Here is a 14912-nt window from a genome sequence, read left to right as displayed (position 1 = left end):
TCCCTTCTTACGACTTGCGGAACATGGCCAGCATGCGCCGGGTGACCATGAAACCGCCGAAGATGTTGATCCCGGCCATGAAGACCGAAAGTGCCGCCAGGAGGATCACCAGCCACGAGCCCGAGCCGATCTGCATCAGCGCGCCCAGGATGATGATCGAGGAAATCGCATTGGTGATCGCCATCAGCGGCGTGTGCAGCGAATGCGACACGTTCCAGATCACCTGGAAGCCGACGAAGCACGACAGCACGAAGACGATGAAATGCGACATGAACGAGGGCGGCGCCACCAGCCCGACCAGAAGCACCAGCGCCCCCGCGCCCCCCAGAAGCGCGACCTGGTTGACGGTCTGCTTGCGGAATGCGGCGGCCTCGGCCGCGCGGCGCTCTTCGGGGGTGGGCTCCTTGACCTTCTCCTTCGGCTTCGCGGCGGCGATGGCCTGGACCTTGGGCGGCGGCGGCGGATAGGTGATCTCGCCCGCCCTGGTCACGGTCGCGCCCCGGATCACGTCGTCCTCCATGTCGTGAAGGATCACGCCGTCCTTGGCGGGGGTCAGATCGGCCAGCATGTGGCGGATGTTGCTGGCGTAGAGGTTCGAGGCCTGGGTCGCCATGCGCGAGGGGAAGTCGGTATAGCCGACGATGGTCACGCCATTGTCGGTGACGATCCTTTGGTCCGGCACGGTCAGGTCGCAATTGCCGCCGCGCTCGGCCGCGAGGTCGACGATGACCGAGCCGCGCTTCATCGCCGCGACCATGTCCTCGGTCCACAGCTTGGGGGCCGGGCGGCCGGGGATCAGCGCGGTGGTGATGACGATATCCACCTCGGGCGCGAGTTCGCGGAACTTCTTGAGCTGCGCCTCGCGGAATTCCGGGCTGGAGGGGGCGGCATAGCCCCCCGTCGCGGCGCCGTCGGTCTGGGTCTCGTTGAAGTCGAGATAGACGAATTCGGCGCCCATGCTCTCGATCTGCTCGGCCACTTCGGGGCGCACGTCGAAGGCATAGGTGATCGCGCCCAGGGACACGCTGGCGCCGATGGCGGCCAGGCCCGCCACGCCCGCGCCGACGACAAGCACCTTGGCCGGGGGCACCTTGCCCGCCGCCGTGACCTGCCCGGTCAGGAAGCGGGGGAAGTTGTTCGCCGCCTCGATCACCGCGCGGTAGCCCGCAAGGTTCGCCATCGACGACAGCGCATCCATCTTCTGCGCGCGCGAGATGCGGGGCACCATGTCCATGGCGATCACGTCGATGCCGCGCGCGCGGGCCTGTTCCAGCAGATCGGCATTCTGGGCCGGCCAGAAGAACGAAACCAGCGTCTGGCCCGGGCGCATCGCCTCGATCTCGGCGGGTTCGGGCGGGCGGACCTTGACGATGACATCCGAGGCCGCGACCACCGCCGCCGCATCGGCCAGCACCTCGACCCCGGCGGCGGCATAGGCGGCGTCGGTAAAGCCCGCCGCCGCGCCCGCGCCCGCGGCGATCACGCTGCCATGCCCCAGTTTCGCCAGTTGCAGGGCGGAGTCCGGCGTCAGGCCGACGCGCGCCTCTCCTGCATGGGTTTCCGCATATGAACCGATCTTCATCCCGTCCCTCCGCTTCAAGTCAGGGGGTTGCCGTTGCCGTTGCCTGCCGTTTCAGCGAAAGCGCAGGTTGTTCCTGTTCAGATCCGCAACCGAAGTCGCGCCCATAAGGCGCATGTCACGAATGATCTCGGCCTTCAACTGGCCAAGCGCGCGTTCGATGCCCGCCTGTCCGGCCGCGGCCAGCGCAAACAGGTAGAACCGTCCCAGCCCGACCGCCTTGGCGCCCAGCGACAGCGCCTTGAGCACATGGGTCCCGCGCTGCACGCCCCCGTCCATCAGCACGTCGAGCCGGTCGCCGACAGCCTGCACCACCTCGTCGAGCTGGTCGAAGCCGGTGCGAGAGCCGTCGAGCTGGCGCCCGCCATGGTTCGACAGCACGATGCCCGAGCAGCCGATCTCGGCGGCGCGGCGGGCGTCCTCGGTGCTCATCACGCCCTTGAGGCAGAATTCCCCGCCCCAGTCCTGCGCCATCCGGGCCACATCGTCCCAGTTCATCGACGGGTCGAGCATTTCGGTGAAATAGCGCCCGATGGTCAGGCTGTCGCCCTTCATGTCGATATGGGCGTCAAGCTGCGGCAGGCTGAATTTCTCATGGGTGACGTAGTTGATCCCCCACATCGGCTTCATGGCGAATTGCGCGATCCCGCCGGGGGTCAGCCGGAAGGGGATGGAAAAGCCGGTGCGCAGGTCGCGCTCGCGGTTGCCGCCGGTGATGCTGTCAACGGTCAGCATCATCACCTTGATCCCGGCCTCGCGCGCGGTTTCCATCATGGCGCGGTTCAGGCCGCGATCCTTGTGGAAATAGAACTGATAGACCTGGGGCGTGGCATGTTTGCGCGCCAGCTCGGCCATCGAGACGGTGCCCAGGGACGAGCAGCCGAACATCGTGCCATAGGCCTCGGCGGCGGCGGCGGTGGCGCGCTCGCCCTGGTGGTGGAACAGCCGCTGCAGGGCCGTGGGCGAGAGATAGACCGGCAGCGCCAGCTTCTGCCCCATCACGGTGACCGAAAGATCCACCTCCGAGACGCCGCGCAGCACGTTGGGCACCAGATCGACCGTCTCGAAGGCGGCGGTGTTGCGCCTGAGCGTCACCTCGTCGTCGGCGGCGCCGTCGATATAGTTGAAGATCGGCCCCGGCAGGCGGCGCCGGGCCAGCCTGCGAAAATCGTGGAAGTTGTGGCAGTCCGTCAGTCGCATGGCCGGTCCTCCTCCTGTCATGCGGGAGGGCGCGGGTCCCCCGCCGCGCCGTATCCCGAAGCTTTCGCGTCGTCGCGCGTGCTTTTGCGTTTCTCTTCCACGCGCGCCGCCTCAGGTCAACAAGGCAACTGCGGGGAGAGGGCGATGACCGCGGCACGCCATGAAAAAGGGCGCCCGGGGGGCGCCCTTTCGTGGTCGCAGGTCCGGTCCGGCTCAGAACCGGGTGGTCAGGCCCAGCCAGGCGCGGCGGCCCTCGATGGTGTTGTTGTAGTCGGTCGCCACCTCGGTCGTCTTGTCGAGCAGGTTGTAGATCGCGACATTCATCGAGACCTTGTCGCTGATCGCATAGTTCGCGCCGACGTCCACGGTGGTATAGGCACCGTATTTGCGCCCGCGGACCACTCCGGCCGCGTCATAGACCGGCGTCCCGTTGGTGCCCGTGCGCAGCCCGGCGTTGATCTCGGTGCCGTGGTAGTTCACCGCCAGCCACGAGGACAGCTCCTCGACCGGGGTGTCCCAGTCGAAGCGCAGGCTGGCCATGTGCTGGGGCGTGCGCGCCAGCGGCAGGCCCGCGTAATCGCCGCTCTTCTGCTCGGAATCGGTATAGGTGTAGTTCGCCGCCAGTTGCAGACTGTCGCTCAACTGCCAGTCGAGCGTCAGCTCCAGCCCCGAGATCGTCGCGCGCGAGACGTTGCGGTTATACCAGATGTAGTAGGGGAAGGTCGATCCCGCATTCGGGCCCGCGCCGGGATATTCCGGGCCGGTCCAGAATTCGTTGGTGCGGTAGTTCTCGATCTTGTCCTTGAACTTGGTGTGGAACAGCGTCGCGCCGAACTGCATCGTGCCGGTGTCGTAAAGCGCGGCAAGCTCGAAGCTGGTCGAGGTTTCGGGCTTCAGGTCCGGGTCGGCGATGATCACGCCGCAGGACGGAGGCGAGTTCGACGAGCAGGCGCTGCCGCCGGTGGTATAGGCATAGCCCGGGGTGATGGCGCGGATGTCGGGCGCGCGGAAGCCGGTCGAGACGCCGCCCTTGATGGTCAGCGAATCCGTCGCGTCCCAGACCCCGTAAAGCCGCGGGGTGAAGTGGCCGTCGTATTCCTCGTGATCGTTGTAGCGCAGGCCCAGGGTCAGCGCGAAATCGTCGCGCAGACGCCATTCGTCCTCGACGAACAGCGCCCATTGGTCGTTCGAGAATTCGTAATCCACCTCGTCGCGCAGGCCAGGGTTCTGGTCGACCAGCTTGGTGCGGTGGAACTGGCCGCCGAAGGTCACGTTGTGCTGGCTGTCGGCGCCGTATTGGGTGTTCAGCTTGAAGTCCAGGACGGTGTTGGTGACCTCGGGGCGACGGGTGTTGGCGGCGTAATCGCCTGCCACCGCGCGGAAGGTGGTGCGCTGGCCCACTTCCTCGGAGAGCGAGATCTCGGTGTCGCCGAAGCTCCAGCGGCCGACATGGGTCAGCGACCAGTGGTCGCGGTCATTGTCCGAGGACGGGCTGGTGTTGGCATTCTCGCGGTCGATCCGGGTGGTGCCGAATTCCAGCATCACGTCCTGGGCATCGGTGGGCGTCCAGGTGAAGCGGGCGGTCAGGTCGCGCTCGGACGCGGCCAGCGGCCCGCCCGTCGCGGTCGAGGCGTCGCGCTCCATCGCGCGGCCCCAGATCTGGAAGCCCAGGCGGTCCGAGACCACCGGACCGGCCAGGTAGAACGAAAGTTGCTGCTTGTCGCCAAAACCGCTGTCGGAATTGACCGTGGTGTCGATCGTCACCTCGCCGCCCCAGGTGTCGGGCACGCGCTTGGTGATGATGTTGATCACGCCGCCCATGGCGTCCGAGCCGTAAAGCGACGACATCGGGCCGCGCACCACCTCGATCCGGTCGATCGCCGCGACCGGCGGGATGAAGCTTTGCTCGAAGCCCGAGTTGCCGTTGGTTCGCGCATCGCGGGTGGACTGGCGCTTGCCGTCGACCAGGATCAGCGTATAGGCGCCCGACAGGCCGCGGATGAAGATGTCGGATTCATTCGCGGTGCCGGTGACCGCCACGCCCTGCACGCTTTTCAGCGCATCGTTGAGCGAGGTGAAATCGCCCTTGGCCAGTTCCTCGCCGCTGATGACGCTGACGCTGGCGGGGGCATCCTTCAGAAGCTGTTCGAAACCGGCGGCGGTGATGACGATCTGGCCGAGGTAAACGCCATCGGCCTGCTGCGCGGCGGCCGGGGCCGCAAGGCCCAGCGACAGGGCCAGCGCCGAGACCGTTCCGGCGATCCTGACAGAGCCTGTCCGCGACGGGTGAACCGTTCCCTGACGGGTCCGGGCGATGTTTCTGGGCGACATCTGCCTCTCCTTTTACAATCTGGGTGCCCCGGGGCGGGGCGTTGTAAACGGGGGCTGGCGGAGGGGCTGGCTGCGTCTGCTTGTCGAAATGACTCGCGCTGAGTGGCGGATTTCCGATTTGGGAACCGAGGTCAACATTTTCGTCGGTGAAATCGGCCGCGATCCGAAGATTTCCGGCCACCTGTGGCATCGCTGCTTCCATGTCACATGGTGATGCAACCTCGCCGCCGACCTATCCTTCCGGCCGATCCTGCCTTCCGGGGTGGCCGGGCCGCGCTTGGCCCGCCGGTCTTTCGCATGCTAGGAAAAGGCCTCAGGTGCCGGGAGAATTTGTGTGAGCAGCGGATATGCGCAGGCCGAGCTGATCGCCGTCATGGCGGCGGTGACCGGCGCCGAGCCAAGGGTGATGACCGTCGCGGCGGGCCGGGCGCTGCCCTCGGGGCCGTTCACCTCGTCGCATCGCTCGCTCCAGCAGGGGCTTCGCGCCTGGATCGAGACCCAGACCGGCCATCCGGTCGGCTTTCTGGAGCAGCTTTACACCTTTGCCGACCGCGACCGCGATCCGGCGGGCGGCGGCGGCACCGAGGACCTGCGCCGCATCTCGATCAGCTATCTGGGACTGGTGCACGAACAGGCCGCCCCCGGCGCGGAACAGCCGGAATGGCATGGCTGGTATGAATATTTCCCCTGGGAGGACCGGCGGGAAGACCGGCGCGAGGACGGCGCGGCGCTGGAGCCCCTGGTCGCCGCCCTGCGGGACTGGGCCGGGCGCGATCCGGCGCGGCGGTCGCGGCTGGATCACGCTTTCGGCCTTGGGGGCGACTGGCAGGAGGACCTGGTCCTGCAACGCTATGAGCTGATGTATGAGGCGGGCCTGGTGGCAGAGGCGCGGCGCGACGGCTCGGGCGCGGGCTTCGGCCGTGCGATGCGCGGGGATCACCGCCGGATCCTGGCCACCGGCATCGCGCGGCTGCGCGCCAAGATCAGATACCGCCCCGTGGCTTTTGAGCTGATGCCGGAAAGCTTCACGCTTCTGCATCTGCAGCGCACCGTCGAGGCGCTGGCCGGCCTCAACCTGCACAAGTCGAATTTCCGCCGCCAGATCGACCAGCAGGAGCTGATCGAGGACACCGGCGCGATGACCGCCGAGACGCGCGGCCGCCCGGCCAAGCTGTTCCGCTACCGTCCCGCCCTGCGCGAGGCGAGGGCGCTTGCGGGCACGCGGCTGCCGTTCAGCAGGAATTGACATAGTCTCAGAATGAGCATAAATGGCGTCAATATACTCGGATCGAGTATATTAGCGGGCCGCTTCCGGCCCTCATGCGCCCCGATCCCGGCAGGGCCCGGCGGGCGGTGACCACGAAAAGGGGGGTCGGACGACAATGCAGCAGATGACGATCGACGCGGCGCTGGAACAGGGCGGGACCGGCCGTTTCCAGCGGCGGCTTCTGGGGATCTTCGGTCTGGTCTGGACGGCGGATGCGATGCAGGTGCTGGCGGTGGGGTTCACCGTGGCTTCGATCGCGGCCACCTTCGGGCTGACGGTGCCGCAGGCGCTTCAGACCGGGACGCTGTTCTTCCTGGGCATGCTGGTGGGGGCGGCGGTGTTCGGGCGGCTGGCCGACCGCTACGGGCGGCGCAACATCTTGCTGGCCACGGTGGCGATGGATGCGGTCTTCGGCCTTGCCTCGGCCTTCGCGCCCGATTTCACCACGCTTCTGGTGCTGCGCTTCCTGACCGGGCTGGCGGTCGGCGGCACGCTGCCGGTGGATTACGCCATGATGGCGGAATTCCTGCCGCCCAAGCGCCGCGGCCGCTGGCTTGTGATGCTTGAGGGCTTCTGGGCCGTGGGCACCGTGCTGGTGGCGCTGACCGCCTGGATCGCCACCGCGAACGGCGTGACCGAGGTCTGGCGCGTGATCTTCTTCGTCACCGCGCTGCCCGCGATCATCGGCATCTTCCTGCGGCTGTGGATCCCGGAAAGCCCGATGCACCTGCTTCGCCAGGGCCGCGAGGCCGAGGCCCGCGCCGTGGTCGAGAAGGTGCTGCGGACCAACGGCCGCCCCGGCCTTGGCACCGCCACCCTTGCCCTGCCCGCGCAGGCCGAGGCGGGGGGCATCTTCTCGGGCCCGCTCTTGCGCCGGACGGTCCTGATGCTGGCGGTCTGGTTCCTGGTCTCGATGGTCTATTACGGCATCTTCACCTGGATGCCCGCCCGTCTGGCGACCGAGGGCTTCGGCTTCGTGCGCGGCTACGGCTTTCTCGTGCTGCTCGCCTTCGCGCAGATCCCCGGCTATGCCCTTGCCGCCTGGGGGGTCGAGGCCTGGGGACGGCGCGCGACGCTGGTGGCTTTCCTCGTGCTGTCGGCGGCGGCCTGCATGCTGTTTGTCCTGGCCGGATCGCCCGCGATGATCGCCACCGCGCTTCTGACCATGAGCTTCGCGCTGCTTGGCACCTGGGGCGCGCTTTACGCCTTCACGCCCGAGCTTTACCCGACCGCGCTGCGCGGCACCGGCATGGGCACGGCGGGGGCCCTGGCGCGGCTTGGCGGGCTGCTGGCGCCCTCGGTCCTGGTCTATCTCTTCATCCAGAGCACGACCGCCGCCATCGCGCTTTTCGCCGGGCTCTTGCTGGTCGCGGCGGTGCTGGCCTGGCTGATCGACGTGGAAACCCGTTCGGCGGCCCTGAGCTGAGAGGGCCCCGCCAGAACGGAAACGGCCGAACCGAAGCGGCCCCCGGGGATCCATCCCGGGGGCCGTTTCCGTTCATTCGCCCGCCTTCAGCGGGGCCTTAGCCGGGCCGCTTTCTGACGTTCCCGGCATGGCCGCCACCGCCGAACCTGCCTTTCCCCGAATGAGGCGCGCAGCGGCGCCACCACCGTATCGATCCCGAGCGCCTGATATTCCCACAGCCGGGCCGCCACCGTCGCGGGCGAGCCGACCAGCGCCGCGCGGACCCGGGTGATCTTTTCGGTGATCGGCGCGGGTGGCTCGCCCCAGGTCAGGTGTTTCCCGACATGTTCGCCCGCGAAGTCGATCGCGGCATGCGAAGATCCGCCGAAGTAAAGCGGCGGGCGCGGGCTTTGCGCCGGGAGCAGCACCTGCGCCATAGGCCTTGATATGGCGCCCGTCCAGATCGGCGGCGCCGGTTTCCAGCAGCCCGTTGAAGACCTGGAAGAATTCCTCGGCATGGTCGTAGCGTTCGTCATGCGCCAGGAAAATGCCGTCCCCGGCCAGTTCCTGCGCGCTGCCGCCCGCGCGACACCCGGTCCAGCGTGGCGGCCAGCCGGGCGCAATAGGCGGGCGAGGCCGTGCCGGGCCGCACCGCGACCAGGAATTTCAGCCGCTCGGTATAGGCGGCCAGGTTGGCGGCCAGGATGAAGCTTTCCTCGCAGGCCGCGCCGGTGGGGATCAGCACGCCGCTATAGCCAAGCTGGTCGGCGGCGCGGGCGATCTGGCGGAAGTAATCCGGCTCCGCCGGGCGGCTGAGCAGATCGGTGCCCAGACAGGCCCCGTCCCCGGACGAGGGGATGAACCAGAGGAAATCCAGCGGTTTGTCTGTGGTGGTCACGACCTGGCTTTCAAGCTCGGGCGCGCGCTGCCCATAGACGACTTGTCCGGGCGTGACTGTAGCGAAGCCTGCGGTGCGGCGACTCCAGAACCCGGGGCGAATGGGGAATAAAATTCCTCCGCGCGGCCGTCCCGGGGAAGGATCATCCCTGGGACTGGCCGCCCTGATCGGCGCCGGATCGGGAAGACCCGACCCTCGCGCCCGAAACGCTGGACAGGGGGCGCCCGTGCGACTTAGCCTTCACCCATGTCCGCCTCCGCCCCTCACCGCCCGGTTTCCGCGCTGCTCTTCAGCCTTGCGCTGGCGGCGCTGGCCGCTGGCGCGGCCCCCGCGCGGCAGGAGCCGGGCCTGAGCAATGCCGCATATGAGGGCGCGCAATGGATCATGTTCACCTCGGCGGCGCGGGCGGTGGCCGGGATGGGTGCGCGGCTTGTCGCGGGCGAGGATGAGTTGGGGGCGCTGATCCGTGCCCATCAGGAGCTTGACCTGAGGATCGAGGCCGAGGCGGCGGCCTTCCGCGCGGCGCTGGCACGGGGGGAAGACGGCGCGGCCGAGGGCGCGACCCTGCGCCTGAGCCGTGCCGATTTCGCGGCGCTTGAGGCGGAACTGACCGCCCGTTTTCCCGATTACGCCGAATTTTCCTTCCCGCGCCCGATGTCTCTGGCCGAGACCCAGGCCCATCTTGCCCCGCATGAGGCGCTGGTGCTGATCCTGCCCGGCCCGTCGGGCAGTTACGTCTGGGCGGTGACGCCCGATGGCCATGACTGGATCCGCGCGCCCGTGACGCGCGAGGAGCTGGCGGCGGATGTGCGGGCGCTGCGGGCCGATCTGGATCCCTCTGGCGGCGCGCGCGGCGCCGTGGCGCTGGAGGCCGAGGTCGATGGCGAGGCCGGCTGGCAACCCCGCCGCCCCGGGTTCGACCGCGCCCGGGCGCATCGGCTTTACGAGGCGCTGCTGGCGCCGCTCGCCCCCCGGCTTGAAGGGGCCGAGGTCGTCCATCTGGTGACCGAGGGGCCGCTGGCCTCGCTGCCGCTGTCGCTTCTGGTGACGGCGCCGCCCTTGGGCGAGGACAGCGATCCGGCGGCGCTTCAGGCCACCGAATGGCTGCTGCGGCGGCACGCTCTGGTCACGCTGCCCGCCGTCACCAGCCTGCGGGCGCTGCGCGCGGCCCGGCCGGTGCAGAGCGGGGCGAAGACCGGGGCGGGGGTCGGTTTCGTCGGCATCGGCGACCCGGTCCTGCTGGGCCCCGGCGCCCGGCAGGACCGCGTGGCGGATGAAGCCGCGATGGCGGGCGGATATTACGCCCACCCCGACGCGATCCGCGCGCTGGCGCCCTTGCCCGGCACCGCGCGCGAATTGCGCGCCATCGCGGCGGCCTTCCCCGAGGGCGAGGCGCGGCTTTTCCTGCGCGAGGCCGCCCGCGAATCCGCTCTGCGCGACGCCGGGCTGGAAGAGGCGCGGGTGATTTCCTTCGCGACCCACGGGCTTTTGTCGGACGAGCTTGCGGGCCTGGCCGAGCCCGCGCTGGTCCTGACGCCCCCGGGCGCGGCGTCAGAGGGGGACGACGGGCTCCTGACCGCCTCCGAGGCGGCGATGCTGCGGCTTTCGGCCGATTGGGTGATTCTTTCGGCCTGCAATACCGCGGGCGGCGACAGCCTGGGGGCGGAAAGCCTGTCGGGCCTGGCGCGGGCGTTCTTCTTCGCGGGGGCGCGCAGCCTCCTGGTCTCGCACTGGCCGGTGCGAGACGATGCGGCGGCGGCGCTGGTGTCGCAGACCGTCACCGCGCAGGTGGGCGGCATGGACCGCGCCGGGGCGCTGCGCCTGGCCATGCTGGAGCTGATGGCGCGGCCGGACGGGCGCTTCGCCCATCCCTCGGCCTGGGCGCCCTTCGTGCTGGTGGGCGAGGGCGGCGCCCAGTGAGCGGGGCCCAGTAAGCTGCGCCCAGCAAGCTGCGCTCAGTAATCCGAGACCACCAGCATCGCCTCGGGCGCGCGGCCCTGCGCGGTGGCCCAGGCGATGTCGACGAACAGCAGATAGCGCCAGTTGTCGCGGCGCATCAGTTGCAGGGATCCGCCCGCCTCGCCGGTCGGATCGGCGAAGGACAGCCGGACCGCCAGGCCCGAGGCCAGCGACATCACCCGGAAGGCCGCCTCGGGTTCTCCGCCAAGGGCCAGGGTGAAGGCCACCTGCCACAGCCATTGCGCATCCGAATACCGGCCGCGCGCCGCCAGGGCGGGCACATAGGCCAGGCCCTGCGCCATGGCCCAGGCGGCGCCTTCGTGATTGCCTTCGTCACGCAGGCCGATCGGGTTCCACAATTCGGGCGGCAGCACACCGCCTTCGGGCAGCGGAAGGCCGGGGTCGGGCAGGCTGTAATCCGGCGCGGCAAGCCCGGCCAGAAGCGCGTCCGCCGCCGCCGTGGCGCCGCCCGCGCGCAGATAGACCGCCTGCTGCACGGTCAGGGGGGCGCGCTTCCAGTCCGGCAGGGACTCGTCGGCCAGCGCCTCGGCCAGCAGGGCGGCGGCCTCCAGCGCCGCGCCCCGGCGATAGAGGATCCGCGCCAGCAGCGTCCGGTCGGCGTGCCAGCCGTTCTGCGCAAGGCGGGCGCGCGCCAGCCGCTCGGCCGCCGCCAGATTGTCGGTGTCCATCACATGGCGCATGATCAGGCCGGCCACGACATGATGGGTGCCGGTGTTGTAGTTCGGCGGATTGTAGGGCAGGGCCAGTGCCCGTTCGACCAGTTCGGTGTAATCCGCGCCCGCCGCCGGATCGCCGCCGCGCAGCCGCGCGCGGGTCGACCAGGCATGCAGGGTCAGCCGCTGCATCTGGCTCGGCCCGCCGCCGGGCGCGGCGGAATCGAGCCAGGCCTCGGCCTCGGCCGCAAGCTCGATGGCGCGGGCGAAGCGATTGGCCTTGACCGCAAGCTCCACCGCCCTTGTGGCGTGATCGGCCAGCCGCCCGGTCAGCCAGGCCCGCTCCATATATTCGGCGGCCTCGATGGGATGGCTGTTTTCCAGCCGAAGCGCCCGCCCGCCCAGATAGCTGGCCAGCGCGGGTGCGGGCCGGGCCAGATGGCGTTCCAGAAAGCCCTCGACCGCCAGATCCACCTCGGCCCGGCGGGGCAGGGCCAGGTCCCCGGCCAGAACCCAGGGCAGGGGTTGGCGCATCAGGTCCCCGGGGCAGAGCGTCGGGGCGCAGACCAGGGCGCGGGCCAGCAGATCCCCGGCCCGGGCGGTGTCGCCCGCGTCAAGCTCCAGCCGGGCAAGCTCCAGGAGCGGGCTGGTCAGAAGCGCGTCGGCGATCCCCTCGGCGCCCGCCAGATCCAGCGCCGAGAGATAGGCCGCGCGGGCCTCGGCGGTCAGGCCGTGGCTCCACAGCAGCCGCGCGGTCAGGGTCCGCGCCATGACCGCGCCCTCGGCGCCCCGCCCGGCCAGCAGGTCGATCAGCGGCACATGCAGATCCTGGCGCAACAGGATCTGGCGCGCCCCCTCGCCGTGATGGCGCATCCGCGCCGCCGCGAGATCCTCAAGCGTCATGCCCGGCGCGATCTCGTCGGCCAGCGAGAATTCCGCCATCTCGGCCCATTCCTCTTCAAGCGCGGATTGCGACAGCGCCGCCCCCGCCGCCATCAGCGCGCAAAGCGCGGCCAGCGGGGGCAGAAGACGGCGGAACGGGCGCAGGGGGCTGGACATGGCCGCAGGATAGGGGCCGCGCCGCCGCCCGATCAAATGAAAAGGACCGTCACGCGCGCCCATCCGTTCGGGCGCGCGATGCCGTGGATGCGAAGAAGACTGCCCCCGGCGCGCAAAATCGGTCATGATCGCCACAGGGCGCCTCCCTTCGGGCGGAGAACGGCCCGCGAGACGGCAGGAGCGAGGAAACAGATGCGAAGCCCGGCGACCCAGAGGATCAGCTTCTATGCCCTTGTCATCCTGGTGACGGTGGCTTTCGCCTGGCTGATCCTGCCGTTCTACGGCGCGCTCCTGTGGGCGGCGATCCTCGCCATCCTGTTCAACCCGTTGCAGGTCTGGCTTAGGCGGCGCCTTGGCGGGCGGGGCAATCTGGCCGCCGCGCTCAGCGTGCTGAGCTGCATCTGCATCGTGGTCATTCCCGGCTCGCTGATCCTGGCGGCGCTGGCGCGGCAGGCGACCATGCTTTACCAGCGCCTCTCGTCGCGCGAGTTCGACCCGGTGGCGCTGCTGGCGCAGGTCGAGGCGCGGCTTCCCGATTTCATCGCCCAATGGCTGCCCGACCTGGATTCGGCCTTCCTGGGCGAGGTGACCGGCCGCCTGACCTCGTTCGTCGGCCAGGCGGCGCAGGTGGTGGCGAGCAGCGCGCTCAGCATCGGCCAGGGCACGGCGCAACTGTTCATCAGCCTTGGCGTCATGCTTTACGTGCTGTTCTTCCTGTTCCGCGACGGCGCGGGCCTTGCCGCCAGCATCCGCCGCGCCAGCCCCTTCAGCGCCGCCCAGACCAGCCATATCTTCGGCAAGTTCTCGGATGTGGTGAAGGCGACGGTGAAGGGCAATGTCATCATCGCGCTGATCCAGGGCACCATCGGCGGCGTGACCTTCGGGCTCTTGGGGATCGAGGCGGCGCTGCTGTCGGGCGTGGTGATGGCGGTGCTGTCGCTGCTGCCCGCGGTGGGGGCGTTCCTGGTGTGGATGCCGGTTTCGGTCTGGCTGCTGGCCTCGGGCCAGTATCTCAAGGCGGTGGTGCTGATCCTGATCGGGACCTTCGTCATCAGCCTGATCGACAACCTGCTGCGCCCGCCCTTGGTGGGCAAGGGCACGCGGCTGCCCGATTACGTCGTCCTGGTCTCGACCCTGGGCGGGATCGCGCTGATCGGCATCAACGGCTTCGTCATCGGCCCGCTGATCGCGGCGCTGTTCGTCGCGGTCTGGACGCTGTTCGCCGACAGCCGGACCGGGGACTGAGGCATCCATTGAGGCATCCATTGAGGCATCCGGCCATCTTGCCCCCGCCGGTCGGCGGGGCCATGATCCGCCCCGGTTTCAGCCAGGATCAGAAAGGCCGTCAATGTCTGCCGCAGACCCCCAGCCTGCCCCCCGCGCGCGCCCCGAGGTCACCGCCTTCCACGAGGCTCGCACCGGCTCGGTGCAATATGTCGTCGCCGACCCCGAGGCGAAGAAATGCGCCATCATCGACCCGGTTCTGGACTATGACGAGAAATCCGGCGCGACCGCCACGATCGAGGCCGACCGGATCCTGAACTTCGTCACGGACAAGGGCTATGCGGTCGAATGGATCCTCGACACCCATCCGCATGCCGACCATTTCTCGGCCGCCGACTATCTCAAGCGCAAGACGGGCGCGCTCACGGCCATCGGCGCGAAGGTCGTCGAGGTGCAGAAGCTGTGGAAGGATTTCTACAACTGGCCCGACTTTCCCGCCGATGGCTCGCAATGGGACCGGCTGTTCGATGAGGGCGACAGTTTCCTGATCGGCGCGCTGCCGGCGCGGGTGATGTTCTCGCCCGGCCATACGCTGGCCTCGATCACCTATGTTATCGGCGATGCGGCCTTCGTGCATGACACGCTGTTCATGCCCGACAGCGGCACGGCGCGGGCCGATTTTCCCGGCGGCAGCGCGGTGGCGTTGTGGCATTCGATCCAGGCCATCCTCGCCCTGCCGGACGAGACCCGGCTGTTCACCGGCCACGATTATTGCCCGGACGGGCGCGCGCCGATGTGGGAAGCGAGTGTGGCCGAGCAGCGCGCGACCAATTCCCACATCTCGAAACACCGGACCGAGGAGGCGTTCGTCGCCGCGCGCGAGGCCCGCGATAGGACCCTGCCGATGCCGAAGCTGATCCTGCACGCGCTTCAGGTCAATACCAATGGCGGGCGCCTGCCCGCGCCCGAATCCAACGGCCGACGCTATCTGAAAATTCCGCTCGACCTTCTGAAGGCGCCCTGGGGCTAGGCCTCGCCCCGGCTTGTCCGCCCCCCGGCCCCGGTCTATTCAGGCCGCGATCCGCAACCAATGGTGTCCGCCATGCAATCCAGCGCCCGCTTTCCGACCAGCCACGGCTCGAAATATATCCAGCAATTGTGCAAGCATTTCGCCCATAAGGTCGAGGTGAGTTTCGACGAGCACCGCGGCCGCGCCGCCCTGCCGATGGGCCCGGCGGAACTGGTCGCCGATGCCGAGGGGCTTTAGGTCACCGTCACCGGCGAGACGGTCAAGGACATCATCCATGCGCGTTTCG

The 14912-nt window shown here is 69.0% G+C and carries 13 protein-coding genes; 7 read left to right on the top strand and 6 right to left on the bottom strand.

Going from position 1 to position 14912, the window contains the following annotated elements:
• Positions 1-7: 7 nt before the first annotated feature.
• The 3 genes from ABNX41_RS15255 to ABNX41_RS15245 all read right to left on the bottom strand — a co-directional run bounded on the left by ABNX41_RS15255 (position 8) and on the right by ABNX41_RS15245 (position 5110).
• Positions 8-1582, bottom strand: coding sequence for a Re/Si-specific NAD(P)(+) transhydrogenase subunit alpha (locus ABNX41_RS15255; protein WP_438670588.1), 1575 nt, complete (start codon positions 1580-1582; stop codon positions 8-10).
• Between the two features lie 51 nt (positions 1583-1633).
• The gene (locus tag ABNX41_RS15250; RefSeq protein ID WP_438670587.1) at positions 1634-2779 is read right to left on the bottom strand and encodes an alpha-hydroxy acid oxidase; all 1146 of its coding nucleotides are present in this window, start codon (positions 2777-2779) and stop codon (positions 1634-1636) included.
• A 213-nt stretch (positions 2780-2992) separates the two neighbouring features.
• Positions 2993-5110 carry a TonB-dependent receptor domain-containing protein gene (locus tag ABNX41_RS15245; protein ID WP_438670586.1) on the bottom strand — a complete coding sequence of 706 codons (2118 nt, stop codon included), beginning with the start codon at positions 5108-5110 and terminating at the stop codon, positions 2993-2995.
• Here ABNX41_RS15245 and ABNX41_RS15240 point away from each other — a divergent pair.
• The 3 genes from ABNX41_RS15240 to ABNX41_RS15230 all read left to right on the top strand — a co-directional run bounded on the left by ABNX41_RS15240 (position 5094) and on the right by ABNX41_RS15230 (position 7803).
• Positions 5094-5324, top strand: coding sequence for a hypothetical protein (locus ABNX41_RS15240; protein WP_438670585.1), 231 nt, complete (start codon positions 5094-5096; stop codon positions 5322-5324). The two genes, ABNX41_RS15245 and ABNX41_RS15240, sit on opposite strands and share 17 nt — an antisense overlap.
• 120 nt (positions 5325-5444) lie before the next feature.
• Positions 5445-6356 carry an NUDIX hydrolase gene (locus ABNX41_RS15235; RefSeq protein WP_438670584.1) on the top strand — a complete coding sequence of 304 codons (912 nt, stop codon included), beginning with the start codon at positions 5445-5447 and terminating at the stop codon, positions 6354-6356.
• A 136-nt stretch (positions 6357-6492) separates the two neighbouring features.
• Complete coding sequence (locus tag ABNX41_RS15230) at positions 6493-7803, top strand: MFS transporter (RefSeq protein ID WP_438670583.1); 1311 nt, start codon at positions 6493-6495, stop codon at positions 7801-7803.
• 86 nt (positions 7804-7889) lie between these two features.
• On the opposite strand, the gene ABNX41_RS15225 is transcribed toward ABNX41_RS15230, so the two are convergent.
• Both ABNX41_RS15225 and ABNX41_RS15220 read right to left on the bottom strand, forming a co-directional pair.
• Positions 7890-8210 (bottom strand): LLM class oxidoreductase, encoded by a 321-nt coding sequence (locus ABNX41_RS15225; protein ID WP_438670582.1) that lies wholly within the window; start codon positions 8208-8210, stop codon positions 7890-7892.
• A gap of 104 nt (positions 8211-8314) precedes the next feature.
• A complete protein-coding gene (locus ABNX41_RS15220; protein ID WP_438670581.1) occupies positions 8315-8680 on the bottom strand; it encodes an LLM class flavin-dependent oxidoreductase in 366 nt (121 codons plus the stop codon).
• A gap of 246 nt (positions 8681-8926) precedes the next feature.
• Here ABNX41_RS15220 and ABNX41_RS15215 point away from each other — a divergent pair, with 246 nt between their 5' ends.
• Positions 8927-10600, top strand: a complete 1674-nt coding sequence (locus ABNX41_RS15215; RefSeq protein WP_438670580.1) for a CHAT domain-containing protein — start codon at positions 8927-8929, stop codon at positions 10598-10600.
• Positions 10601-10635: 35 nt separating this feature from the next.
• On the opposite strand, the gene ABNX41_RS15210 is transcribed toward ABNX41_RS15215, so the two are convergent.
• Positions 10636-12372, bottom strand: coding sequence for a hypothetical protein (locus ABNX41_RS15210; RefSeq protein ID WP_438670579.1), 1737 nt, complete (start codon positions 12370-12372; stop codon positions 10636-10638).
• Between the two features lie 192 nt (positions 12373-12564).
• On the opposite strand from ABNX41_RS15210, the gene ABNX41_RS15205 reads away from it, so the two are divergent.
• The 3 genes from ABNX41_RS15205 to ABNX41_RS15195 all read left to right on the top strand — a co-directional run bounded on the left by ABNX41_RS15205 (position 12565) and on the right by ABNX41_RS15195 (position 14863).
• The gene (locus tag ABNX41_RS15205) at positions 12565-13617 is read left to right on the top strand and encodes an AI-2E family transporter (RefSeq protein WP_438670578.1); all 1053 of its coding nucleotides are present in this window, start codon (positions 12565-12567) and stop codon (positions 13615-13617) included.
• A gap of 103 nt (positions 13618-13720) precedes the next feature.
• Entirely contained in the window at positions 13721-14626 is a 906-nt protein-coding gene (locus ABNX41_RS15200) for an MBL fold metallo-hydrolase (RefSeq protein WP_438670577.1), read from the top strand.
• Between the two features lie 72 nt (positions 14627-14698).
• Entirely contained in the window at positions 14699-14863 is a 165-nt protein-coding gene (locus ABNX41_RS15195; protein ID WP_438670576.1) for a DUF2218 domain-containing protein, read from the top strand.
• Positions 14864-14912: the final 49 nt, after the last annotated feature.

It is taken from the genome of Pseudogemmobacter sonorensis (genome assembly GCF_042762395.1).
GTDB classification, from domain to species: domain Bacteria; phylum Pseudomonadota; class Alphaproteobacteria; order Rhodobacterales; family Rhodobacteraceae; genus Pseudogemmobacter; species Pseudogemmobacter sonorensis.
Note: the sequence above shows the minus strand (reverse complement) of the source record. Positions and strands in the feature narration are given on the sequence as shown.

What these genes read in the sequence shown, in the direction of transcription:
- ABNX41_RS15255 (WP_438670588.1), bottom strand. Translation starts at nt 1,582, where the DNA reads ATGAAGATCGGTTCATATGCGGAAACCCATGCAGGAGAGGCGCGCGTC.
- ABNX41_RS15250 (WP_438670587.1), bottom strand. Translation starts at nt 2,779, where the DNA reads ATGCGACTGACGGACTGCCACAACTTCCACGATTTTCGCAGGCTGGCC.
- ABNX41_RS15240 (WP_438670585.1), top strand. Translation starts at nt 5,094, where the DNA reads ATGTTTCTGGGCGACATCTGCCTCTCCTTTTACAATCTGGGTGCCCCG.
- ABNX41_RS15245 (WP_438670586.1), bottom strand. Translation starts at nt 5,110, where the DNA reads ATGTCGCCCAGAAACATCGCCCGGACCCGTCAGGGAACGGTTCACCCG.
- ABNX41_RS15230 (WP_438670583.1), top strand. Translation starts at nt 6,493, where the DNA reads ATGCAGCAGATGACGATCGACGCGGCGCTGGAACAGGGCGGGACCGGC.
- ABNX41_RS15215 (WP_438670580.1), top strand. Translation starts at nt 8,927, where the DNA reads ATGTCCGCCTCCGCCCCTCACCGCCCGGTTTCCGCGCTGCTCTTCAGC.
- ABNX41_RS15210 (WP_438670579.1), bottom strand. Translation starts at nt 12,372, where the DNA reads ATGTCCAGCCCCCTGCGCCCGTTCCGCCGTCTTCTGCCCCCGCTGGCC.
- ABNX41_RS15205 (WP_438670578.1), top strand. Translation starts at nt 12,565, where the DNA reads ATGCGAAGCCCGGCGACCCAGAGGATCAGCTTCTATGCCCTTGTCATC.
- ABNX41_RS15200 (WP_438670577.1), top strand. Translation starts at nt 13,721, where the DNA reads ATGTCTGCCGCAGACCCCCAGCCTGCCCCCCGCGCGCGCCCCGAGGTC.
- ABNX41_RS15195 (WP_438670576.1), top strand. Translation starts at nt 14,699, where the DNA reads ATGCAATCCAGCGCCCGCTTTCCGACCAGCCACGGCTCGAAATATATC.